The sequence below is a fragment of the Enterococcus sp. DIV1682a genome (assembly GCF_051711005.1).
Lineage (GTDB): Bacteria > Bacillota > Bacilli > Lactobacillales > Enterococcaceae > Enterococcus_B > Enterococcus_B hirae.
This window is the reverse complement of the sequence record NZ_JBIOLT010000001.1, coordinates 1,566,032-1,589,487: the sequence shown is the minus strand read 5'-3', so window position 1 is coordinate 1,589,487 and position 23,456 is coordinate 1,566,032. Positions and strand designations below refer to the sequence as shown.

The window sequence follows — 23,456 nt, the reverse complement described above, 5'->3', positions numbered from 1 at the left end:
TGTTAGGAGTAAATCCAGTGTTAGGAATTTCCTTATATCCAGAAAAAGCTTCATTTAATGAAATGAAAAACTATTTAGCTTTAGCAAAATCGTATGGCTTTCAACGTGTATTCTTGAGCTTGCTTCAAATTGATCGGAACAATGTCAGTGAGTCCATGGAAAAATATTTAAAAATAATCAAAGAAGCAAGAGAGCAAGAATTTGAAGTAGCCATTGATTTTATCCCACCAATATTTGATCTTTTAGGAGAGTCCTATAAAGACTTAACATTTTTAGCTGATTGGGGAATTAATTGTATTCGCTTAGATGCTGGTATGACAGGGAAAGAAGAAGCTGAAATGACTAAAAATCCCCATGGTATCAAGATTGAATTAAATATGAGCAATTATTCTCATTATCTTGATCAAATTTTGGATTATGGTCCGAATCGAAAGCAGCTTACTGGTTGCCATAATTTTTTCCCACAGCAATATACAGGGCTATCCAGAGAGCAGTTTAAGCAGTATTCAATAAAATTCTGTCAAAGTTATTTAACGACAGCAGCATTTGTTACTTCTCAGTCCGGGGAACATGGCCCTTGGCCATTACAAGAGGGGCTTTGTACCTTAGAGGAACATCGTCACCTACCAATAGGAATACAAGTGAGGGATCTTTTACAAAGTGGTCTAATAGATGATGTCCTGATTGGTACGATGTTTGCCTCAGAAGAAGAATTACGTCAAGTCAGTGAAGCTGCCAAAGATTCAATGAAAAAAATAGATATCACCTTAGTGGAAGATATTACTGCATTCGAACGACAGCTCTTATTTGACTACACGCATAACTATCGAGGAGACTCTTCGGATTATATGATTCGTTCAACTAGGCTTCGCGCTAAGATTGTAGATAAACCATTGCCTAGCAATCACCCAGTTCAGATGATCAAAAAAGGGGATATTCTCATTTTAAATGAGGCTTATGGGCAATATAAAGGTGAAGTTCAAATTGCTTTGAAAGATCGCCCTGGTGATAAAAAAATCAATCTTGTGGGGCATATTCCGGAAGATCGGTTATTTGAGATGAAAAACATACAACGCTTTGAAGATTTTAGATTTTGTGAGGTGAACAAACAGTATGACTAGCTATTACTTAGGTGTCGATATCGGGGGGACCTTTATTAAATTAGGGATAGTTGATTCTACAGGACAGATAATAAAAAAAGAAAAAATCACTAGTACAAATGATATGACACAAATTTTGACCGATTTGAAAAATTATTTAAACGAGCAACAACAGTATTTAGATATTTCTGGTGTAGGAATTAGTTTACCAGGAGTTATAAATCATGATGGAACGATGCAAACAGCAGGCTCCTTAAAAAAATTGATTGGCTTGAACGTTAAAGAAATTGCTCAAGACCATTTACAACTACCAGTGGAAATCATTACTGATAGTAAAGCGGTTGCCTTAGCTGAAGGTTGGCTTGGAAATGGGGCGAACTATAGTAATTATGTCTGCGTGACTTTAGGCTCCGCTATTGGAGGGGCGATCGTGATTGATCGTAAGCTTTATTGGGGGCAAGGTGGTTTAGCTGGTGAGTTCGGTGTTTCTTTAATGGGTAGAGAAAATCAGGAATATAAACTGGATTCTACTTCATTACATGCGGGTGTTGTCGGCGGTTTATGTCGCAAATACAGCTTAGCGATTGGGAAAGAAGTGAAGGATGCCAAGTATATCTTTGATTTGGCCGCACAAAAAGATGCATTAGCTAAAAAATATGTAGATGAATTTTTAGATGATGTTGCCCGACTTCTAACCAACATTAGTGTGTATATAGCACCCGAAGCTATTTTGATAGGAGGAGGGGTTAGTGGAAATTCTCAGATTATGGCGGAGATACAAGCAGCTTATACAAGAATTATTCATGAGTACCGAGTATTATCCAGCGTTCAAATGCCCCAAGTCATTCCTTGCAAATTGGCAAATGATGCCGGTGTAATTGGTTCAGTAAAACAAATCATAGATATGCAACAGATAGGTGATAATCAATGACAGCTCTTTTTGATATTAATTTTTTTTCCAAAACATTGAATATGAACACGACAATGAAGGTGATCGTCCCTCAAAGACAGAACCATTCAATCGGTGTGTCACAAGCTCCCGAATCTGAAACTTATAAAATTTTATATTTGCTTCATGGAATGACTGATGATCATACAATTTGGTTAAGGCGCTCTAATATCGAGCGTTATGTCTCAGATAAAAATATGATTGTAGTAATGCCAAATGTACACTTGTCATGGTATACAGATACAAAATACGGGCTGAATTACTGGAAATTCATTTCGGAAGAATTACTACAGATTTGTCATGAATTTTTCCCATATATTTCCTCAAAAAGAACTGATCATCTCGTTGCTGGACTATCAATGGGGGGCTATGGCGCGATCAAACTAGCGATGAAACGTAGTGATTATTTTGCCTATGGAGCTTCATTGTCTGGCGCATTAGATGTGGTTAACGGGTTAAAGAACAATAAGCAGCAGTCTTTGACTGGGCAACCATTGTCTGACCAGGAAAAACTCTATTGGCAAGGGATTTTCGGAAATTTTGCACAAGCGGAATCAGAAAATCTTTTTACAATGTTGGAAGCGGGTCTCGGTAAAGAAGCAACGAACTATTTTGCTTGCTGTGGCTATCAAGATTTTTTATATGACCATACAAAAGCTTTTGAAAAAGAATGTCACAAGAAAAAGTACCAATTGACAACCGATTATTCTAATGGAAGTCACGAATGGGGCTATTGGGATAAACAAATTTTTAAGGTACTAGAATGGTATGAAGAAAATGAAAAGGGTGTAGAAAATGGAACATCAAAAAATAAATGACTTCCCAAAAGACTTCTTGTGGGGCTCTGCTTCAGCTGCCTATCAAGTAGAAGGTGCTTATGATGAAGATGGCAAAGGAGAATCTGTTTGGGATAAATTCGTAAAAATTCCTGGTAAAACATTTAAAGGAACAACAGGAGAAATTGCTGTTGATCATTATCACCGTTTTAAACAAGATATTGCATTAATGAAAGAACAAGGCTTGAAAACTTATCGATTTTCCGTGTCATGGACTCGGATTTTCCCTAACGGCAGAGGAGCAATCAATCAAGCTGGTTTAGCCTTTTATCAACGTTTAGTGGATGAATTGATCGACAATGACATTGAACCTATGTTGACGTTATATCATTGGGATCTTCCTCAAGCATTACAAGAAGAGTATCAAGGATGGGAATCTCGAAAAATTATCGAAGATTTTACCAACTATGCCCAAGTATTGTTTGAAGCATTTCGTGGAAAAGTTCATTATTGGATAAGCTTGAATGAGCAGAACATATTTATTTCCCATGGGTATTTGTTAGCTGCTCATCCACCAGGAGTTAGTGATCCTAAGCGTATGTATCATGCAAATCATATGGCAAATCTTGCAAATGCAGCAGTAATCAATAAATTTCATGAATTAGAGATGCCAGGTAAGATTGGACCAAGTTTTGCTTATTCTCCAAACTATGCCATTGATAGTAATCCCCAAAACGTTCTTGCTGCAGAAAATGCGGAGGATCTACTTGCAAATTTTTGGATGGATATTTACATGCAGGGGCGTTATCCGCTAGCTGCTTTGCGCTATTTAGAAGAAAAGGGCTGGGCACCTGAAATTGAACCAGGAGATATGGCGTTGTTAGCAAGTGCCAAACCAGACTTTTTAGGGATCAATTATTATCAGTCAACAACCAATGGATTTAATCCGCTAACAGGAGTTGGTTTTGGTGAAATGAATACGACTGGTAAAAAAGGAACTTCTGGAGAAAGTGGTCTTCCAGGAGTCTACAAAAAAGTCCCAAATCCTTTTGTTGAACGAACAAATTGGGATTGGGAGATTGATCCAAGTGGGCTGAGAATTGCTTTAAGAAGAATTGCTAGTCGTTATCAAACACCCATCATGATTACTGAAAACGGGCTGGGGGAATACGATAAACTAACTGAAAATAACCAGATTCATGACAGCTATCGAATCACGTATCTCAAAAATCATATTCAAGCGATTCAGGAAGCTTTAACAGACGGTGTCGAAGTTTTAGGTTATTGTACTTGGTCATATACTGATTTACTTAGTTGGTTAAATGGCTATCAAAAGCGCTATGGATTTGTATATGTTGATCAAGATGAGTGGCAAAAAGGAAGCCTTAAGCGTTACAAAAAAGACAGTTATTTTTGGTATCAAAAGGTCATTGCAAGTAATGGCAGCAATTTGGAAGGGGTATAACCATGGTCATTTTAGCTTTAGATTTTGGGGGAACATCAATCAAATACGGACTTTGGAAAGAGGAATTGATTGAACAAGGTGTGACGCCACTGCCCAAAACTTGGGAGGAAGCTTTAAAAGCAATCGAAAAAATTTTGGAACGTTATCGAAACGATGGGTATCTGATTGATGGGATAGCAACTAGTGTACCTGGAGCTGTGAGTCAAGAAGAAGACAAAATTTACGGATTAACGGCAATTGATTACATTCATCACAGAAGTTTCACTCAGGAGCTATCTGATTATTTTCAATTACCTGTTACTATGGAAAATGATGCGAATTGTGCTGCTTTGTCAGAAATATGGAAAGGGCATGCAGATGATGCTCAAAGTATTTTATATTTTGTTTTTGGTACAGGTGTAGGTGGTGCTATTATCCAAAATAGACAAATTCAGGCAGGAAAACATCAATTTGGGGGAGAATTTGGCTATATGATGCTAAATGAAGAGGGTTCATTTAGTGAATTAGCAAGTATTGTTCGTACAACTGCCTTATACAATCAACGTCAAAACCAGTCGATTGATGGGCAAGAATTGTTCGTACGTGCAACAAATGGGGATGAATTAGCAAAATATTTAATCACACAATTTTGTCGGTATAGTGCTAGAGGTATTTATAATTTGATGATCAGTTTTGACCCAGATAAAATAATTATTGGGGGAGCCATTTCCAGTAACTCATTATTTATCACGAAGATGAAAGAAGAAATAGAATGTTTACGGACGCGGACAGGAGCACAGCGAGTGGAAACTGAGATTCTACCTTCAAAATTTGGAAATAATGCCAATTTAGTTGGTGCTGTGTACAATTTTATGATCAAAAAAGCTAAGTAAAAAATCGTCTATCGTTCACAAGTAATATTTTTTCATACTCAATATATCCGAATAGAGAGATGTCAGAGCTTCTTCACTGTAAGCGAAACACGTCTTGCTATTCGGATATTTATTTTGTTTGTGTGAAACGAATAAAAGATAAGAGAGTTAGAAAATCAAAAATTGGCAGCTGGAGTAGTTCGAGTTGTCCATCTAGTCTAAAAGTAATTGATCAGATTATAAATGGAATTAGAGCTAAAAGCATGTTTGAACTTTTGTTGACTATTCATAGTTTTGTTTTAGTTAATAAATCGTAGTTTTATAGAAAGAAAGAAAAAAATGGCTCTTATCTAGGGCTTTTTATTTTGGACAAAATATTATAAATAATGTTACCCGAATGGTAGATTTTTCTGATTGTCATGGGAGAATGGATTTAGCTTTGTGACTTGAAAAATGACTCGTTAATTTCATATGAATTGATCGTAAACCAGTGTATGCTATAATCCAAAACGTTAACGAACAATGTCTTTTGAATGTTAAGAAAGTTAAAAATATTTAAATTGGTGGTGATTGAATGCAAACTTTTTTGACGAAAGCCTCCCAAAAAAAAGTGAAACTAATTCACTTTTTACTTGAAGCGGACAATGGGTATACGATGGATGAGATACAGCAATATATAGGAGGATCTGTTAAATCAATTTCTCTTTATATGAAGGAATTATCAGAGCTGTTTGAACAGTTTAATGGGAAAATTGTTTTACAAAATGAGAATAATCAGCGCTTTTGTATCCAAAAGGAAGAAGACTTTCCCATATATAGTATTTATCTTCCCTATTATAAAGAATCATATAATTACCAATTAATTGATTTTATGTTCAAATATCCCGAAAAAAGAATCGAAGACTTTGCAGAAAAACAATATACGAGTACATCTACCGTTTTTAGATATGCTAAATTATTAGTTCCTTACTTTAAAAGATACAAGATCGGTTTTCACTCGTTTAAACTGGAAATAGAAGCCGAAGAGATCAATATCAGAAGTTTTTATTACTATTTTTATTGGGAATCAACACGAGATGGTCACTGGCCCTTTTTGATTGATTGTGACAGGATCATGAAGTATGTTCAATGTTTTGAAAAAACCTATGGATTTAAATTAGATGCTTTACAAACGAAAACGCTGAGTTTTTGGTTAGCGATTATACTTGAAAGAACTAAGAAGCAGATTATTTCACTAGATGAAGAGGTGAAATCAACAATCGAGAGTGATCCAAACTTTGAATTGGTCTCGATGTGGTTGAAAGAAAGCCAGTTACTATTGCCAGACAATGAACGATATTTTCTATATCGGGTAATCTATGCTTTCGGTATTGTTGAGGGAAAGGAGTACTATGAGCAACAAGCGGTGCGTGCTCATACAAAAAGTCAAAGTTTAGCCTATCGTTTAGTTGAATTGCTCAGTTGTTCGCTAAAAGAAGTCTTTGATTACGACTTTGATCGAAGGAACCAGAACCATTTGTTTAGCTTGATTGCGTTTTATGAAAGAAGCTGTTTTTTCTGGGGGAATCCCGATGTTTTTTTCAATAAATCATATATATCTGAAGTAGAAAAGCTTGATCCTCAAATTTGCCGAATGGTTCAGAAGTTTCATGACTCTATGATACAGATAGCTCCCGCAGAGTTATTACCCCATTTAAAGAACACGCACCAGCTGTTTTTAAATTATTACTATTTGCTGGATTATTATGGATTGTTACTCAAAAGTATTCAACCAATAAAAATTTTGCTCACGGATGATCTACATCGTCCTCATCGATTATGGTTAATGAATAAAATCAAAACATTGTTTAGTAATGTTTATGCTCTTTCTTTTTTTTGATTCTGAAACCAAATTTGAAGAGGTTGATTTAGTAATCTCAAATTATTTCTTGGATACGAAAAATACACCGTTACTGTTAATGAAAAACATTCCGACAGAACGTAACTGGCGAAATCTTGAAAAAATCTTATATGAGTTGCATAGAGAAAGAGCTACAAACAAATAACTATTTTTTTTAAACTTATCAACAATCAAAATTTTCAAGGGTTTATTTGTCAGAGTCTGAGACATAAAACTCACACTTTACTCTAAACGATGTTTAAGCATCAGCTCCTTGAAATAAGCCGAAGAATTCCAAAAATAGGAAAACTGTCTTTGGATTCTCCGGCTTTTTCTCAAATCTGGACATATCACGACCTCTTTTTAATTGAAAAATAGATTGAGTCAATCAGCACTTTTGGATTTGATCGTAAATGGCTTAGCTGAGAATAAGTCGAATTGGCACCTGTTTTCAATCAATTATTGCAGTATCAATAGGAAATCAAATGAGAGACGAAACGTTTTTCAAAAAAGTACTTCTAATTTTTTTCCAGATTCCGGAATTTTTTTACTGTTTTTTTCCTCATCAAGAAATGGAAGAATAGTTGTAGTCGCAATTGCAGACTAATTTTTATTAGGAGGAAGAGAATTATGAAGAAACAAGTTGTTAGTATAGCTGGACTTGCCTTATTGGCATTAGGGACATCTAGTTCCGTGGTTTGTGCAGCTGAAAATGAAGGACTAACAAGTCAAGTCACAAATAAAACAAATGTAACTTTGAAGGAAGGTTCGGGTAGTGATGTTCAGCCAGTGGTACCAGATGATACCCATGATGACGATCCAAGCACAGGAGCGAAAGGCTCATTGTCTATTCCTTTCGCATCAAACATTACTTTTGGTGAACAAGAAATCCAACAAGGAGATGCGGATTATTTTGCATTGAATAAAAAGCCATTTGTCCAAGTGAATGATACTCGTGGGGGAGCGAAAGGCTGGACATTAGGTGTATCTATCTCACCATTTACTTCAACAGATAAAGATCACTCGGAGTTGACAGGCGCACAGCTATCTTTAAGCAATGGTCAAGTAGTAACGAAAAACAACTCATCCAAAGCACCTCATTTGGTAGAGTCAAAAGCTCATACATTTGTTCTAAACGAAGTCAATCAAACCGTTATGTTGGCTCAACCAGGCGAAGGTGCAGGGGCTTTTGCTGCAGTATTCGAAGGAACAGATGGCAAGAACGAAAATGTGAAATTACATGTTCCCCGGGCAGGTGTGGAAGCAAAAAATTATACAGCTGAGATTACTTGGACGTTAAGCGATGCTCCAGTATAAATTTAGGCCGGGATGGGGCTGGATAGTCTCCATCCTTTTTATGACAAGTTTACTGTTTGCTTGCCACCCTGCCTCAGTTTTTGCTGAAAAAACAGAAGTGAACTTTGAAGCTAAGGCTGTCTTGCCAGAGAATCAACGTTCAGAAGTAAGCTATTATGATCTTAAAGTTGAGCCTAACCAGTCCCAAAAGTTGACGATAAAGCTTAAAAATACCAGCTCTGAAAAGATAAAAGTCAAAGTAGCAGCCAATAATGCGACTACCAATAAAAATGGGGTGCTAGATTATTCACAACATGATCAAAAATTATTAGGTGGTCCTTCTTTAGAAGAACTGGTTTCAGGTCCTCAAACAGTTGAACTGAATCCGAATGAAGAAAAAGATGTCGTGTTTCAATTAAAGATTCCGTCAACTGGATTTGAGGGGACGATTCTGGGTGGTTTTTATTGCTATGAAGAAAAGAATAAGGCAGAGGATCAACCAGCTGGATTTAGCTTAGCAAATAAATTTGCGTATACAATTGGTATCCAACTCCAATGTTCAGACAAAAAAATTGCTCCTGAACTAAAACTCTTGGAGGCGAAGCCAGGACTTGATAATGGTTATTTAACAGTCTATGCAAAATTGGCAAATCCACAACCAATGATTATGAGTCAATTGGATCTTCATGCTTTCATCACAAAAAAGAAACAGAAAGAAGTACTACACGATGTTAGTAAGCTGGTTTCTTTAGCACCACGAAGTACCTTCAAATTACCGATTAGTTGGGAAAATGAACCTTTAAAAAAAGGAGAGTATACGTTAACTACCGTTTTGAAAGAAAAGTCGGGGAAAGTTTGGACGTTGAAAAAAGACTTTACGGTAAAAGGAAAAGATGAAAGTCTTAACGACAAAACGGTTAAGCTTAAAAAATCGAAGAACAATAACTACCAATACTTATATGGGGGGCTAATTGTTTGCTTACTCATTATTGGCTTGTTACTGTGGCATATTACAAAATTGCGAAGGAATAAAGGAAATTAAAGGAAGTGGCACATTGATGAAAAAACGATGGCTCAATATACTCTTACTGGCTTTCTTAGTTGTTTTCCCACGAATTGGTTTAGCTGATAGCCAGGTCAATAGTCAGGTAGGGATTCGTTTTTACCAACCAACGAGTGCGCACCAAATTGTCCCGATGGAAAAAGTTCTTAATCCAAATGAGAGAAATAGACCAGTTACTGATGGACAAGCGAAGTCTGAAGAAGTTGGAAAAATAAAAATGTATCCCAAAACAAACCAATCTAACCATCATTTATATCTCTTTATTGGTGTAGCTCTATTGACTTTAATCATCCTGTATTGGTGTAAAAAGAGAAAGAAATTTGTTCGTAAGTTTAATAAAATTTGGTTACTTCCTTTTTTGTTAGGGTTGATTGGCATATTTCCAAAAGAAGTTCGAGCAGCTGGAAGTATTACAAATCTTCCGTATTTCAGATATGCAAATACGATAGAAACTCCCGCCAATAACACATTTATGATGCATTATGGTAGTTTTACAACTGTGGAACAAGTTAAAGGTCAGTATTCTGGGAATTGGCTGGTTGTCAATCAGGAGAATCCAGAAAGTAGTGCGTTGATCAAAAATGTTGGCTTTTTCAATGGGAAACCAGTAGATGTTAAAATAATAATGAAAAAAAAGGATGGACAAGCAGGAGGAGAGATCGGTATTGGCAATCCAAAGAGTTTTTTAGATATCGATATCTCTGGCGAAGTCTTTCTTACTTATGAATTTTTCGATCAAGCGGGGAATGCCTTTCCAATTGAAACTTCTTTTAATTATTTTGGGATCAATCGAAACAAGTATATCGGCTATAATCATATCGGTAAGGTGGCAAAATATCTTGTTGCGAATAATCCAACAGATATCAGTTACCATACGTGGAGTGATGATCATTCTTTCTGGACGTATTTTGAAAATAATTTTTCGAAACCATGGGGGCATCCTACACAAGAGTTCCAGATTATCACTAAACCAGTAACTAAAATAGAAACGGTTGTTAAAAACTTAGATAATACGCATCCTCTCTCATGTATGAAACAGATTTTTTGGCTAGTCCAGAGTTTCCTGCTGCTGAAGCAGTGGATAAGCGTTTTGATAAGGAACAACAAAAGGTTACTTTAAATGCGATGCAAACCATACCGAATGTGGGGCATGGGAATAAAATGAAAGATTTATCTGTGACTTTTTCATTGGATGATGTGACAGCTCACTCACAATATAAAATTAAAGATTTTAACGTAGTGAAGTTTGATGGGACGGACATTAGTGATCTTTTTGTGGGGAATCAAAAAGATGATCATTCCTATCAACTAACGTTAAAAGACCCTAATAATGAAAATCTTTATGATACAGTTTTGAATTATCAACTTAATCTTGAGTGGATTGGGAGTAAGCAAAATCCGATAGATAAAACGAATTTGAAAGAAGACTATTTAAACATTCCTTTCACTGTTACTACACAGATTAATCACAAACAGAAAGGAACGAGTTCTGCCTATTCTTCTGTATACTACGTGGGGAAGGTCATACTGAATTACTTGGATGAAAATAACCAACAACTTTCTGATCCTAAAATCATTTCAGGAATCATAACAGATTCTTTTGATCTATCACAAGAATATCCAGAATTGAACGGATATTATCCAGTCAAGGAAATAGTGGAAAGGGATCAAGGAATCTTTACTCCAGAAGAACAGCAATTCGTTCATCATTATAAGAAAGGTTCGCCAATTGAATTTACTTTGATGCCTAAAGAAAATCCTTTACTGTTTTCTCGTTTCTCAAAAACAAGAGAGGTGACGATTCATATTTCTTATGAAGAGAAACAGAATTTATCATTTATGGCGAAATGTGGAGATGAAGTCTTAAGGTTAAAGGACTATCCAAGTTCCGAAAACGAGATCCAAGATAAAGTGAATGTTCAGCTTCCTGAAAATTGGTTGAACAAGGAAGTTGCTTTTTATATGGAAAACGAAAAAGGACAAAAATCAAAGGAAGAGAGCCGTCAGGTTTTAATTGATCACGGGGTTAAGCTTAGATTACCGGAACAGTTGACGTTTGGGGAACAACAGATTCCGGGTCAAGATCAATCGGTACAAGCAACGAATCAAAAAGAAATTCAGCTTATCGATGAAAGTGTGTTGGAGAAGAGTCATTGGCATGTTAAGTTAAAAGAAGAACGACCTTTAACTAACCAAGAGAATGACCAGTTGCATAATGCTCTTCATCTGCAGAGGAGTGGAGTGGATCAAACGATTAATGCAGAAGACCAATTGGTTTGGCAAGGAGAGAGTAGTGCAAGCTTCACTGACCATCATAAGATCCAGTTAAAATTACATCCTTTTTACAAAACTGGGGCATATCAAGGAAGCCTAATTTGGACACTAGAAGATGCGCCAGGATAAGATGGTTTTGACCAAACGATTTTTTTTTTATAGTCCCTCATAAGAAAAAGGATAAACGCAAAGGACACGAGTCAGAAAATAGTTGATTCGTGTCCTAAGCTTTGGTTATCAAGAGACTTATCAAAGACTTTGTCGTTCGATTACTCCAACTAGAAGAATACAACCGAGGTTTATAAAATGATATGCGGGAACTATGAAATACGATCGAAAAATTAGTTCACTTATGTAATATAAATTTTATGTAATATATAGAAGTTAGTATTAGGAAGGATGAGATGAAAAAAACTAAACAAAACTAAATGAACGCAAAATACACAAACTGTTCAAAGCGATAACAGATAGTGACTATTTAAAAGAAGGACAGTAGATACTCGCTATTTCTGAACTTGTTTTTCACCAAAAAACGACGGTTAACCATATCAATAGCTAACCGTCGTTTAACTTTTTTCCTAAAATGGCCTGATATGAATCTATAAACTAGACTGTTGCTTTAAATTTAGCCGCTTTTTCGATAGAAACTAATGGGCTAAACTGAATTTCGATGTCTCCAGTTTGATTCAGACAAAAATGAGCAGTACAATCCATTACTTTATCAGGAGCAACTGATCCCATTGTATTATCATTTGGATAAGAAGAAGCTTTTTTATCGTCTGAGCCATAAACTTCTACATCCATTCCTACAGGAAGGTCATTTTGACCATTGTTTTTAATTGTGTAAGTAATCTTGACTACTTGAGCAGGTTGTTCATCTGCAAATTGATTTCTTTCGTCAGTAAGTTCCACACTGTTTAATGTGTACTCAGCATCGCCAACTTTTACAGTATCCCCAACTTGGTAAAAACTTTCTTGCGCTTCTTTTGAAGAAGAGCTTGATGTAGCTTCTTTAGTAGAACTTGTTTTTGTCACTTTTTCTCCGCCGTTATCGCTTGCTTTATTGTCATCTGAGCCACCCAGTGCAGATCCAATTATTGCTACAAGAATGATTGCTAGTACCCAAAACCAAACTTTTTTATAAAATGGCTTTTTCTCCTTTACTACGTAACGTTTGCCATCTTCCCCTACAACACTTTTTTTAACCATTGTTTCCTCCATAATAATTATCTAATTTACTCCCACTTAATGGCAGGTAGTGATAGTCGCCAAAATATAGATATCTTGTGTTTCATTTATTAAGACATCTTTACTACCAAATATTCAGTTTTTCACAAATGAAAAGCTTCAAAAAAACACCTAACAGTTCGCATCAAATAAGAATATTCATTTTTTACTTACATATAGTAACATGATGTGTTTGATTTGGAAATATGTAATTATAAAATTTGTTATTTTTTATTATTCGAAAGATCATGTTAGGTATCGAGAAAGTAATAGAGAAGTAGGATTATCAAAAAAATGTAGGAGATGATAAGCATCTATTGATAAGTGGTTAATGTCATTTATGTGACAAATTTGAAAGATAAATAAATGGAAAAAAAAGCTCAAAAAAGATAAAATAAGTTAAATTTATTGATGAGGTGAGTTTATGAAAAAGGGAATATTCGGGGTTATTGTATTAATTTTATTAGGAGTTGGAGGATTTTTCGGTTACAAATATTATAGCGAAACGTATAAAACAACTACTGCATACACTAAGATTCCAACAGAAGTGCCAGAAAAAACGAAATCAAAGAACAGCGATGGGAAAATCATTGCGGGTGAATATAGTTACCATTATGACGTGACTTTTGTAAAAGCTGATGGCAAAGCAACTAAACGAACATTTAGTGTGAGTGGAGAAGCACCACAACCATTGAAACCAGGTAGTTACGTGCAAGCTGACATCAGTGACAAAAGAACAAGTTCTCCTAGAGTAATTGCAGAAGAAAAGATTCCTAAAGAAATCAAAAATAAAGTAGACGAATTAAATTAGTTTTCAAAAAAATGAAAGAGACGATAAAAAGTCTGATTCAAAATCAACTATTAAATCTAGCCGGAGCATGTACTGGTTAGATTTTTTTGTTGGTCAGTTATTCCATGTGATGGAGCATTGACGCAATTTGATGGAGAAATAGATTAGCAGGGGATTGTCCAAATACGCATTCTAGGATTCACGAATGAAATTTTGACAAAAAATCATTAATATGGTTTATTAAGAATAGAAAGATGAGGTGAATGAAATGGATAATGACCAGAGGTACTCTAAGCTTGCTAAGGATAAAACCTTTGTAACTTGGGGAATGATTCCGGTAGTCGGCTTTTTTGGACTTTTAGTGTCGTTGATGATTTTCATTTAAATATCTTCAAATAGTTAGGTGAGGCTTCTATGTAAACATAAGCTACTGCCCAAAAATGTCGAGAGACGCCAATGGGTAGAACAGGGATTGTCGATAGCAAGGCTTTTCTTAAGGTAGCTAAGTGCAAACTTTACGTTGCATAGTGCCAAAGCTCAAACGTGACGTAAGTCAAACGAAAACGGTAGCAAAAGCATCAATCAGTTCTTCAGACAGGATAAAAAAATGAAACGTTGGTAGACGTTCAACATTTATCCTGTCTGAAGAGCAGATGCTGGAGCGCCGTTTATTTGTTATTTTGCAGCAGGTGTTCCAAAAATTTTTTTACTAATTTTGTTTAGGTTAGTTTTTTAGGCTGTAAGATTATTTTTATTACATCGATTGAATATCGCTGGACACCTTGCATAGTTTTCTCTGTTAGAATGCCAGTAGTTACAGATTTTAAAAAGTGAAAAATAATATTCTTGTCATTAAAACAAGTGAGCTATTTCTTCTTTTTGATAATAATGAAAACAAGAATGGAATAGAAGATGGTGGAAAAAGCGAGTCCTTTAAGATAGAAATCGAATAATTGAACAGGTTGACTATAGGAATATTCTAAAATTTGGATCATAAAATAGATAGACGGAAAAGAGGAGAGAAGCATTAGTATGTCATATTTGTTCCATTTTGTATAAAGAGACAAAAAAAGAATAATACCAATAAAAGGGATCCAAAACAGTAATTTACTCATCGTAATCATATGACCCATCCTTATACAGCCTTTGCATAATTTAGATAATAGCACGTAGTATATAACCGACAAAGAGTTTTGTATTACCTTGTCCAATTTTTAATTGTATACTCATTAATGGCGGAATAAGTTAAGGAGAGAACTGAATAAAGTGAGGTAAATAGACGACAAAAAAGCACCTACCATTGAATGAATAGGTGCTTTTAAAGTGAACTAGAACTGTAATCGTTCATTTGGGGTTTTCACTCCTATGCGGATTTTTTCAATTCTTGCACTGCTTGTTCAATCGTCACTCCAGTGGCTACTCGATTTTCATTTGTTTTATCAAATACCACAAATAGATTCAAATCAGTATTTAGAGTTACACGATATTGTAAGTCTTTGTTATAGAATGTCATAATCATTCTCCTTTCTTAAATTCTTGCGAAAGGCAACGAAACGTTGATAACGAAATTCCATTTATTATTATAGCATAAAGAAGAAAACTTTGCTAATTAAGGATTGTTTAACTTTATATAGAAGATAAGATAAACAGGATAGAAATAGCCTATTCGCTTTAATTAAAAAACTATAAAAAAAGTAGAGGTTTATTCTTGTGTTTCTCATTTATCTATGCTATATTAAGTAAGTAATCTATTTTGAAACGTAATTTGAGCTAACTATTTTAGTTTATGACTCCTTTTGCCTATCAATAATTTATTGCAATAAAATCGTACGTTGATACGTATTAGGAGGAAATATATATGAATAACGGTACAGTAAAATGGTTTAACGCAGACAAAGGTTTTGGATTTATCACTGCTGAAGATGGAAATGATGTTTTTGCACATTTCTCAGCTATCCAAGGTGACGGTTTCAAAACATTAGACGAAGGTCAAGCAGTGACTTTTGATATTGAAGACGGTCAACGTGGCCCTCAAGCAGTAAACATCGTAAAAGGTTAATACTGTCATAATAAAAACTACTCTTTCATTAGAGTAGTTTTTTTGTTTTTTCTTAGTAAAGAAAAATGCTGCTCTGCCGCTCAAGTGAAGACTATTGAGGAAGGGATACGGACCTCTCCCTATTCAATAGCGAAGAATCGTGATCGACGAATGAATGTGTCAGTCAGACAGTTTAAATGAATCCTAATATAATGAATATGAGAGTGAGAAAAGGTTCATACTCTCATATTCATTGCGTTTATTTGAATCAATAAATGAGGAAAATCTGATGAACTTTTAAGAATCCGTAGCTTTTATATGGATTAAATCAATTCCTTTTTGTTTAAGGTTTGTTAAACAGATCATCAGGTAGTCTTCGTCATGCTCAGGATAAATAGGTGAAGTTTGTTTTTGAGGAGAAAGATAAGTATAAGGATCACAGGCTTTCCCACGGTACTCCGGGACAGACCATTCTGGAGAAGGAAGATAATGGCGCTTTTTCATTTCAGTAAGAATAAGTTGGTGATACTGATAAAGCTTGTAAGGGGAATGTTGGAAGACATAATCAACTGTTGCATGCTTTCTTCCCCAACCATTACCTCTTAATGCACAACATTCTCTATGTTGACCTAATAATTGTTTTCTAGGAAGCAAAGGGATTAATTCTTCATGCCATAAGCGCATTTACTCACTCTCTTTCATTTAGATTAGATGGTTTAATTTACGCGGTCTGGTTTTTCTGATCGTCCGATCAAATAGTCAACAGATACATTATAAAAATCCGCAATAAAAATTAGATCGATAGCGCTCGGACAACGTTTTCCCTGCTCTAATTGTAGATAAGTTTCCAACGGGAGTGAGGTTTGTTCAGCCACTTCCTTAACGGTTAAATTCTTTTTTTTTCGGAGATAATCCAGCCGACAGCGTAGTGTATCTAATAAAATCGCTTCTTCAATACTCATAAATTCGCTCCTTTTGTCATTCAAATAAATTCATCGATCAATGCTTTCTATTTAAATAAACCAAATAAGCAATTGGTAATAACAAAGCTAGAATCAAACCAATCAGTTCTGCTACTAATAATTGATCTGGTTCAAAATACTGATAATTTAAGATTTTATATGAAAAAAAGATTGCTGGTAACGTAAAAAACGCTAAAATTAGGCGTTCCTTGTTCCAGTTGATTAAGTAACAAATAATAGGGATAAGAATTAAGGTAGGAATAAAAAAAATAAGTCGACTCAATGTTATCATAGTACTAACTCCTATAGATTTCGTATTTAAATAATCATTGATTTTCAGTCGTAGGTTAACAACGAACAACCACTTATACTAAGAGGTGGAAAACACTTCGAAAAGTGATTACGACTTAAATAATCATAAGAATAAAAAAACAACCCAAATACAAGATAGCACGTTCCGAGTAACAGAACAAATAATATGCTACGTGTTTGAAAAAACAAATGATTCAAACAATTCATATACCAAGTGATAGAGCATTTGTGGTGAAGAGGGAGGGAAGAGCTGGAAATCGTCTGATCCAAATAGAATATTTGTTATTTAATGGGATGCTTTTGGATTTTTATTAAATAAGCTTGTTTCGGATTTTTATTCATGCTATAGTAGATATAAGTTATTTTTGTATCTTAAAATTTTTACTGTACCCTTAGCTCAGTTGGTTAGAGCTGACGGCTCATAACCGTCCGGTCGTAGGTTCGAGTCCTACAGGGTACATATTAAAGCGCTCGTTTCTTTAAACAATGATTAGATAATCATTGTTTTTTTATTTTGAAAAGTTGCATGCTTTTAGAAATGACTAATAACTGATGTTTCAACTATTGTTTATTGGAGATGGGGAACCTCATTTGATATTTTTTATAAACGCTATAGGAAGTTTATTAGTAAGAAAATCCTAACCGTTACTTTCCACAAAGTGAGGGAACGATCAATACAAATTTTAGGAAATAGATAGTACGAACAAAGAAAAGCCTTTAGTAAATAACGAAATAAAACGCCCACAAAGTTAAATGTTGTGGGCGTTTTATTTTCGGTTACTTCAACTCAACATTAAAATCTTTGAGTAGTTTTAGCGCTTGATCGCCATGCTTGTTTTCAGAAACAAAAGCTGTATCCACTAAAAAATCAGCTTCTGGAAATACGCTTTGTAAAGCAATGGTATTCGATAAGACACAGAGATTCGTTTCTGTACCAACGACTTCAATGTGCTTTTCTTTTTCATCTTGGTCAAAAGCTTCTTGTTTAATCTCAAGTAAGCTTTCCGGTGGCATCGTGAAGTAGTATTTCTTGACGACTTTTTCATTTTCTTTAGGAGCAAGTGTAGGAATGATTTGCAAATCTTCGCCTTCTTCATCCTGCTCTTTTCGCTCGACTGGTATATCTCTGGTAAAAAGAATATATTCGTTTTTTTTACGTGCAGCTTCTAAACGTGAGTGGATTTGTTTGATTAACTTATCTGCGTGCTGAACATAATATTTACTCTCAGGATCTAGAATATGATTTTGCATATCGACGATTACTAACAATTTTTTCTCCCTCCTTAAACCTTAATAATAATTGTTGATAATATACGCTACACCAGCTTCTTCATTTGTTTTGGTTACTTCATCCGCAATATTTTTTACCTGTTTCTGTGCATTTCCCATCGCAATACTTGTTCCACTGACTTTTAGCATCGCAATATCATTTTCCTGATCACCAAAGGCAACGATCTCATGAGGATCGATTTCCAAGGTCTCAGCTAAAAAGATTAATGAGTGAGCCTTTGTTACATTTTTAGGTGTGATTTCCAAAAAATGGGGGTCTGAAAAGACGGAATCAATCCCTTCACTTTTTAAATCTTGTTGCAGTTTTTGCAATTTTGATTCATCTTTATCTGTTAATGCCAATTTTAAATAGCTGACAGATGGATCTTCTAATAACTTGGTGATTTCAGCAAATGTCTGATTTTGTAAATTGAAATGTTGGTAGTAGGGATCATCTTTCACCAAATTTGACTCATCAAAGGTTAATTGATCATCTTGAGTTTCTCGACTAGCAATAATTGATATTTTTGCCTCTTGTGCTAAGAAGAAGGCCCGTTTAAGGGTAGCAAGCTCAATTTTAGAACGTTTCAATACGTGAAGGATCTCGCCTTTCATCATCTTTGCCACGAAAGAACCATTAGATGAAATCAAATAGCCGCCGATCCCAAGTTCTTCAAATACATCTTTAGCAGAGATGCTATTTCTACCAGTCGCAATCGTGACGATCCCACCATGTCGATCAAAGTTTTGAAGTGCCTCGATGTTTTCTTTTGGTATCTTTCCATTCCGATCGAGTAAAGTACCATCTAAATCAATTGCTGCTAATTTCATATTATTCGCTCCCTTTATCTATTGCTTACTCTAAGGTTAAATGAGAATTTCCTAAAATAAAAATAAAATGCTTTGTGTTTTTGAATTTTTTCAAAAAATATTCTTAGTTTTCATTCGACATATATAGGTAGTATTCCACATCCTATAATTGAATAAATAGGCAGAAAAACGATTAAGTTAACGTTTTCAATTCGATAAAAAAGGTTTATTTTTATGAATTATTCAATGAAAATGAAGCATATCTTTTGCTTTAAAGTTTATTGAGGCATATTCTGGATATAGAAAAGGTTAGAAAAAGATTAGAAAAAGGAGTGATTTTAATGGAGATGAAACAAGGTATCGTTCCGGTAGTAACTGCTTCAGATGAAAATTACGCTCCTTACTTAAGCGTGATGATTGCCACTGTACTGGAAAACTCCACTAAAACAAGACACATTTATTTTTATGTCATTGACGACGGTATTTCTGAATATAGCAAAGAAGGACTTAGACAAACGGTTAAAAAACATTCAGACAATGCAACAATTCAATTTTTAACAGTTGATAAAGATGTCTACGAAGATTTCCTAGTAAGTGACCATATTACTACTACAGCATACTTAAGAATATCTTTACCTAAGATCTTAGCTAAATACGACTATAAAAAAGTGCTTTATTTAGATTCAGATATTTTAGTACTAGATGACATCGTTCATTTATATGATCAACCATTAAATGGTAAAACGATTGGAGCTGTCATCGATCCAGGTCAAACGAAAGCTTTGAAACGGTTAGGAATTGAATCAGATGCTTATTATTTTAATTCTGGTGTGATGGTTATCGACATTGATCGTTGGAATGAAAAAATGATCACTGAAAAAACAATCAATTATTTAAAAGAAAATGGTGATCGAATTATTTACCATGATCAAGATGCGTTAAATGCAGTTCTGTATGAAGACTGGGAGCAATTAGAACCAAAATGGAATATGCAGACTTCCTTGATCTTTGAACGTCATCCTGCTCCAGATGCTGCGTATGAAAAATTATACAAAGCAGGAAATGAATCGCCGTCGATCGTTCATTTCACAGGGCATGACAAACCATGGAATACGTTAAAAGATCATCCATATACAAATGTCTATTTAAAAAAATTAGCGCATAGCGTTTTAAAGAAAGTGGGAGAGGTAAATGAATAGAAGAAAAGAAATCGCAATCGTATCAAGTTGTAATACCAAATTTGTGCCTCATCTAGCGGCGCTGTTCGTTTCAGTATTAGAAAATAGTGATCCAAAAGTTTTTGTACGATTTTATGTCATTGATGACAACATTGATAATGAAAGCAAACAATTATTACGTTTCTCTGTTAAGAATTCTCGTATGAATACAGAGGTTGAATTCTTGAAGATCAACAAAAAATTCTTTGAAAATGTAGTAACAAGTGATCGTATTCCGGAAACTGCTTACTATCGTATTGCTATTCCTGAGTTATTTAGAGGAAAAAATGTCGAACGTCTTTTATATATGGACTGTGACATGATTACCGTAAAAGATGTTACACCATTATGGGATCTTGAATTTAACGGTGCGATCTTGGCCGCCGTAGAGGATGCTGGTTTCCACCAACGATTAGAAAAAATGGAGATCCCAGCAAAATCAACACGCTACTTTAATTCTGGATTGATGCTCATCAATGTTGAAAAATGGTTAGAACAAGACATTACTAAAAAAGTTCTAACATTCATTGAAGAAAATCCTGAAAAATTACGTTTCCACGATCAAGATGCGTTAAATGCAATCTTACATGATCGTTGGATTCCATTACATCCAAAATGGAATGCTCAAGGATATATCATGGCAAAAGCGAAAAAACATCCAACACCACAAGGAGAAAAGGAATACGAAGAAACACGTAAAGATCCATCGATCATCCACTTCTCTGGTCATGTTAAACCATGGAGTAAAGATTTTGAAGGGCCAACTAAAAAATACTACGATAAATATGCAAACATGACAGCTTTCCGTTGTGTCGCAAAATTTCCTAAATATCCACTTTATGCCAGAATCAATCGTAACACAGAAGTGAGCCGCTGAGGAAAAATGTCGTAACTTATATATAATCTGAAGGAGATGATGATGATGGAAATCACGATGACAAAACATGCGATGGAGGCATTGACAAAAAAAGTAGGAAAAGATTCAAAAATTGCTTTGGCATTGATTGATTCTTCAGATCCATTTTTAAGAGATAAAGGGGCTTGTGCAAAAGGTAGTTTTTTCCAGATTATTCCTTTCTTTGTAGAATTTGGGAAATACGTCAATAAAATCGAACATCCCACTCTGGAAATCTACACATCTAAATTAGAGCAATCTTATTTAGGTAGACATTTGAATCTTGCATATGACCACCAATTAAACAGTTTCTCTTTAGAAAATGAGATTGTTGTCTTGGATCGTAACATTAAATTAAGCAACTGTTTCTTTAGCTAACATCCTTTGTAGAAAGGGAGATTGATCATGCTGGACTATTACTTTATTGGAAAAGAGAAAGTAATAACGACAGACAAAAACAACTATAATTGGCTCGTGATCGACAGTAGTGACACTAAGGAAATTGAACAGGTGATTGAAAAGTATCGTTTACCAAAAGATATCTTTGTTGGAACTTCTCTACCAGAAGAAGTTTCAAGAATCGAAGAGCTTGTGGGGACGAATTTGAACCATCCGATTTCCTTAGTGCTACTGAATTTGTCCAACCAGGAGCAGAAAATCGAGAATCGATTAATGCCTATTTCGTTTATTTATTCGGATGAGTTATTGATTAGTTGTATCGATAAAAAAACGGACTTTTTTGATCGAGTATTAGCAAAACATGGGAATAAGATCAATTCTTTTGAAACACTTATTGCATACTCTGTCTTGAACATCTATACCCATTACGTGAAAGAACTAACAGAAATGAAAAAGAGGATTGATTCCCTCGATCAAGAAGCGCGTAAAACGACGGAAAACGAAGAACTATATAAGCAAGCGGATTTAGAACGGGATATTGTTTATATTGATCATACGTTGAGAGATCAAAAAGAGACTTTAGATACCTTATGGCAATCAGAAGATTTTGTTGAGAAATTAGCTGATGCTCGTCTACTTTATGACATCCAATTGAGACAAAGACAAACAGAAAAAATGATTTTGATCTATCGTGACTTGTTAGAAAGTATTGGGGATCTTTTTAATGGAATGATGGACAATCATTTGAATCATCTAATGAAATATCTTGATTCGGCGGCACTAGTGATCTCTGTTCCAGCATTGATTGCAGGGATTTGGGGGATGAATACTGGCGGATTACCTGGTAAAAGCTCTGGCTTAGCCTTTTTATTAGTTATCTTTGGCTCGATCGTTGTTGCAGGAGCTGTAGGCTACCATCTTTACCGAAAAGATTATACAAAATAAAAAAGTACCAAACTATGAGGAGGATACACATGACAGAACCAAAATTAATTGATCCACGTAAACTTTACCATACTGAGGAATTTCCTAAACAAGACCAGGATACACCAGCATTACAAAAAGAAATGCAACCAGTTCCTGACTGTGGAGAAGAATCTTATGAAGGATCAAATCAACTAGAAAATCGCCGTGTTCTGATTACTGGCGGAGACTCAGGGATCGGGCGCGCGGCAGCTATTGCTTTTGCAAGAGAAGGGGCAGATATCGGCTTGCACTTTTTCCCAGGAGAAGAAGAAGATGCCAAACAAGTAGCTTCCTATATTGAAAAAGCAGGACGAAAAGTTGTTTTACTACCATATGATCTTAGAGACGAAACAGCGCCTAAAGAAATCGTTGAAAAAGTTGTCAGTGAATTAGGTGGCTTAGATACATTAGTATTAAATGCGGGACAACAAATCTCTTGTCCGGCTATTGAAGAAATTCCATTAGAACAAGTGAAAGACACATTCATGGTGAATATTTTAGCAATGTTTGCGATTGTTAAAGAAGCAGTTCCACATATTCCAGCAGGAGGAGCAATCATCAACACTACTTCTGTTCAAGCGTTCAATCCAAGTGAACATCTTTTAGATTACGCTTCTACGAAAGCTGCGATTGCCAACTTTACGATTGGCTTAGCAAAACAATTAGCACCAAAAGGCATTCGTGTTAATGGAGTAGCTCCTGGTCCTATTTGGACACCACTACAGTTAGACGAAGGACAACCGGAAGATTCTATTCCTGAATTTGGCCAACAAAGCTTGCTTGAACGTGCCGGCCAACCAGTAGAATTAGCTCCAGTTTACGTTTTCTTAGCTTCAAATAAAGCGAGCTACGTTACTGCACAAATTTATGGTGTAACTGGTGGGGAAGCTATCAACTTATAAAAAATGGGAGGTGCCA

Annotated in this window: 24 protein-coding genes, 1 tRNA gene and 1 riboswitch; of the genes, 18 read left to right on the top strand and 7 right to left on the bottom strand. The window is 35.2% G+C overall.

Annotation, left to right across the window (positions count from 1 at the left end):
• The first annotated feature begins 17 nt into the window (after positions 1 to 17).
• From IGJ23_RS07230 to IGJ23_RS07185, 10 genes are all read left to right on the top strand, one after another.
• Positions 18 to 1,121, top strand: coding sequence for a DUF871 domain-containing protein (locus tag IGJ23_RS07230; RefSeq protein ID WP_034698148.1), 1,104 nt, complete (start codon positions 18 to 20; stop codon positions 1,119 to 1,121).
• Positions 1,114 to 2,031 carry an ROK family protein gene (locus IGJ23_RS07225; protein ID WP_034698145.1) on the top strand — a complete coding sequence of 306 codons (918 nt, stop codon included), beginning with the start codon at positions 1,114 to 1,116 and terminating at the stop codon, positions 2,029 to 2,031. The genes IGJ23_RS07230 and IGJ23_RS07225 overlap by 8 nt, the downstream gene beginning before the upstream one ends.
• The gene (locus IGJ23_RS07220; protein WP_438774774.1) at positions 2,028 to 2,867 is read left to right on the top strand and encodes an alpha/beta hydrolase; all 840 of its coding nucleotides are present in this window, start codon (positions 2,028 to 2,030) and stop codon (positions 2,865 to 2,867) included. Before IGJ23_RS07225 ends, IGJ23_RS07220 begins: the two co-directional genes overlap by 4 nt.
• Positions 2,845 to 4,290: a glycoside hydrolase family 1 protein gene (locus IGJ23_RS07215; protein WP_438774773.1), complete on the top strand. Its 1,446-nt coding sequence runs from the start codon at positions 2,845 to 2,847 to the stop codon at positions 4,288 to 4,290. The genes IGJ23_RS07220 and IGJ23_RS07215 overlap by 23 nt, the downstream gene beginning before the upstream one ends.
• A gap of 2 nt (positions 4,291 to 4,292) precedes the next feature.
• Positions 4,293 to 5,162 carry an ROK family protein gene (locus tag IGJ23_RS07210; protein WP_438774772.1) on the top strand — a complete coding sequence of 290 codons (870 nt, stop codon included), beginning with the start codon at positions 4,293 to 4,295 and terminating at the stop codon, positions 5,160 to 5,162.
• Positions 5,163 to 5,715: 553 nt separating this feature from the next.
• On the top strand, positions 5,716 to 7,020 hold the full coding sequence (locus tag IGJ23_RS07205; protein ID WP_438774771.1) for a helix-turn-helix domain-containing protein: 1,305 nt from the start codon (positions 5,716 to 5,718) through the stop codon (positions 7,018 to 7,020).
• 630 nt (positions 7,021 to 7,650) lie between these two features.
• Positions 7,651 to 8,337, top strand: a complete 687-nt coding sequence (locus tag IGJ23_RS07200) for a WxL domain-containing protein (protein ID WP_438774770.1) — start codon at positions 7,651 to 7,653, stop codon at positions 8,335 to 8,337.
• On the top strand, positions 8,324 to 9,358 hold the full coding sequence (locus IGJ23_RS07195; protein ID WP_438774769.1) for a DUF916 and DUF3324 domain-containing protein: 1,035 nt from the start codon (positions 8,324 to 8,326) through the stop codon (positions 9,356 to 9,358). Before IGJ23_RS07200 ends, IGJ23_RS07195 begins: the two co-directional genes overlap by 14 nt.
• A 16-nt stretch (positions 9,359 to 9,374) precedes the next feature.
• Positions 9,375 to 10,499, top strand: a complete 1,125-nt coding sequence (locus IGJ23_RS07190; RefSeq protein WP_438774768.1) for an LPXTG cell wall anchor domain-containing protein — start codon at positions 9,375 to 9,377, stop codon at positions 10,497 to 10,499.
• Positions 10,424 to 11,782 (top strand): MucBP domain-containing protein, encoded by a 1,359-nt coding sequence (locus IGJ23_RS07185; RefSeq protein WP_438774767.1) that lies wholly within the window; start codon positions 10,424 to 10,426, stop codon positions 11,780 to 11,782. Before IGJ23_RS07190 ends, IGJ23_RS07185 begins: the two co-directional genes overlap by 76 nt.
• 477 nt (positions 11,783 to 12,259) lie before the next feature.
• Here the strand turns inward: IGJ23_RS07185 and IGJ23_RS07180 are convergent, their stop codons facing one another.
• Positions 12,260 to 12,862: a DUF4352 domain-containing protein gene (locus IGJ23_RS07180; protein ID WP_096709071.1), complete on the bottom strand. Its 603-nt coding sequence runs from the start codon at positions 12,860 to 12,862 to the stop codon at positions 12,260 to 12,262.
• A gap of 442 nt (positions 12,863 to 13,304) precedes the next feature.
• Between IGJ23_RS07180 and IGJ23_RS07175 the strand changes: the two genes are divergently transcribed.
• Positions 13,305 to 13,691 carry a DUF1093 domain-containing protein gene (locus IGJ23_RS07175; RefSeq protein ID WP_010719069.1) on the top strand — a complete coding sequence of 129 codons (387 nt, stop codon included), beginning with the start codon at positions 13,305 to 13,307 and terminating at the stop codon, positions 13,689 to 13,691.
• Between the two features lie 367 nt (positions 13,692 to 14,058).
• A riboswitch (M-box (ykoK) riboswitch) is annotated at positions 14,059 to 14,227 on the top strand.
• An 806-nt stretch (positions 14,228 to 15,033) separates the two neighbouring features.
• On the opposite strand, the gene IGJ23_RS07170 is transcribed toward IGJ23_RS07175, so the two are convergent.
• Complete coding sequence (locus IGJ23_RS07170) at positions 15,034 to 15,183, bottom strand: hypothetical protein (protein WP_010719071.1); 150 nt, start codon at positions 15,181 to 15,183, stop codon at positions 15,034 to 15,036.
• 345 nt (positions 15,184 to 15,528) lie between these two features.
• On the opposite strand from IGJ23_RS07170, the gene IGJ23_RS07165 reads away from it, so the two are divergent.
• Positions 15,529 to 15,729 carry a cold-shock protein gene (locus IGJ23_RS07165; RefSeq protein ID WP_010719072.1) on the top strand — a complete coding sequence of 67 codons (201 nt, stop codon included), beginning with the start codon at positions 15,529 to 15,531 and terminating at the stop codon, positions 15,727 to 15,729.
• A 276-nt stretch (positions 15,730 to 16,005) separates the two neighbouring features.
• Here IGJ23_RS07165 and IGJ23_RS07160 read toward each other — a convergent pair whose 3' ends face one another.
• From IGJ23_RS07160 to IGJ23_RS07150, 3 genes are read right to left on the bottom strand one after another with little or no spacing between them, the layout of a single operon-like run.
• Entirely contained in the window at positions 16,006 to 16,392 is a 387-nt protein-coding gene (locus tag IGJ23_RS07160) for a TIGR02328 family protein (protein ID WP_053766832.1), read from the bottom strand.
• 32 nt (positions 16,393 to 16,424) lie between these two features.
• Positions 16,425 to 16,670, bottom strand: a complete 246-nt coding sequence (locus tag IGJ23_RS07155; protein ID WP_010719074.1) for a helix-turn-helix domain-containing protein — start codon at positions 16,668 to 16,670, stop codon at positions 16,425 to 16,427.
• 37 nt (positions 16,671 to 16,707) lie between these two features.
• Positions 16,708 to 16,962 carry a hypothetical protein gene (locus IGJ23_RS07150; protein ID WP_438774766.1) on the bottom strand — a complete coding sequence of 85 codons (255 nt, stop codon included), beginning with the start codon at positions 16,960 to 16,962 and terminating at the stop codon, positions 16,708 to 16,710.
• Between the two features lie 406 nt (positions 16,963 to 17,368).
• On the opposite strand from IGJ23_RS07150, the gene IGJ23_RS07145 reads away from it, so the two are divergent.
• Positions 17,369 to 17,442 (top strand) — tRNA-Ile (locus IGJ23_RS07145).
• Positions 17,443 to 17,759: 317 nt separating this feature from the next.
• On the opposite strand, the gene IGJ23_RS07140 is transcribed toward IGJ23_RS07145, so the two are convergent.
• Together IGJ23_RS07140 and IGJ23_RS07135 are read right to left on the bottom strand one after the other, a co-directional pair.
• On the bottom strand, positions 17,760 to 18,251 hold the full coding sequence (locus IGJ23_RS07140; protein WP_010719076.1) for an isochorismatase family protein: 492 nt from the start codon (positions 18,249 to 18,251) through the stop codon (positions 17,760 to 17,762).
• Positions 18,252 to 18,272: 21 nt separating this feature from the next.
• Positions 18,273 to 19,082, bottom strand: a complete 810-nt coding sequence (locus IGJ23_RS07135; RefSeq protein ID WP_010737655.1) for a Cof-type HAD-IIB family hydrolase — start codon at positions 19,080 to 19,082, stop codon at positions 18,273 to 18,275.
• 320 nt (positions 19,083 to 19,402) lie between these two features.
• On the opposite strand from IGJ23_RS07135, the gene IGJ23_RS07130 reads away from it, so the two are divergent.
• From IGJ23_RS07130 to IGJ23_RS07110, 5 genes are read left to right on the top strand one after another with little or no spacing between them, the layout of a single operon-like run.
• Positions 19,403 to 20,260 carry a glycosyltransferase family 8 protein gene (locus IGJ23_RS07130; RefSeq protein WP_010719078.1) on the top strand — a complete coding sequence of 286 codons (858 nt, stop codon included), beginning with the start codon at positions 19,403 to 19,405 and terminating at the stop codon, positions 20,258 to 20,260.
• Positions 20,253 to 21,155 (top strand): glycosyltransferase family 8 protein, encoded by a 903-nt coding sequence (locus tag IGJ23_RS07125; RefSeq protein ID WP_034698121.1) that lies wholly within the window; start codon positions 20,253 to 20,255, stop codon positions 21,153 to 21,155. The genes IGJ23_RS07130 and IGJ23_RS07125 overlap by 8 nt, the downstream gene beginning before the upstream one ends.
• Before the next feature lie 45 nt (positions 21,156 to 21,200).
• Positions 21,201 to 21,551 (top strand): iron-sulfur cluster biosynthesis family protein, encoded by a 351-nt coding sequence (locus tag IGJ23_RS07120; protein ID WP_010719080.1) that lies wholly within the window; start codon positions 21,201 to 21,203, stop codon positions 21,549 to 21,551.
• A gap of 27 nt (positions 21,552 to 21,578) precedes the next feature.
• Positions 21,579 to 22,517, top strand: coding sequence for a magnesium transporter CorA family protein (locus tag IGJ23_RS07115; protein WP_010719081.1), 939 nt, complete (start codon positions 21,579 to 21,581; stop codon positions 22,515 to 22,517).
• A 29-nt stretch (positions 22,518 to 22,546) separates the two neighbouring features.
• Entirely contained in the window at positions 22,547 to 23,440 is an 894-nt protein-coding gene (locus IGJ23_RS07110; protein ID WP_010719082.1) for an SDR family oxidoreductase, read from the top strand.
• Positions 23,441 to 23,456: the final 16 nt, after the last annotated feature.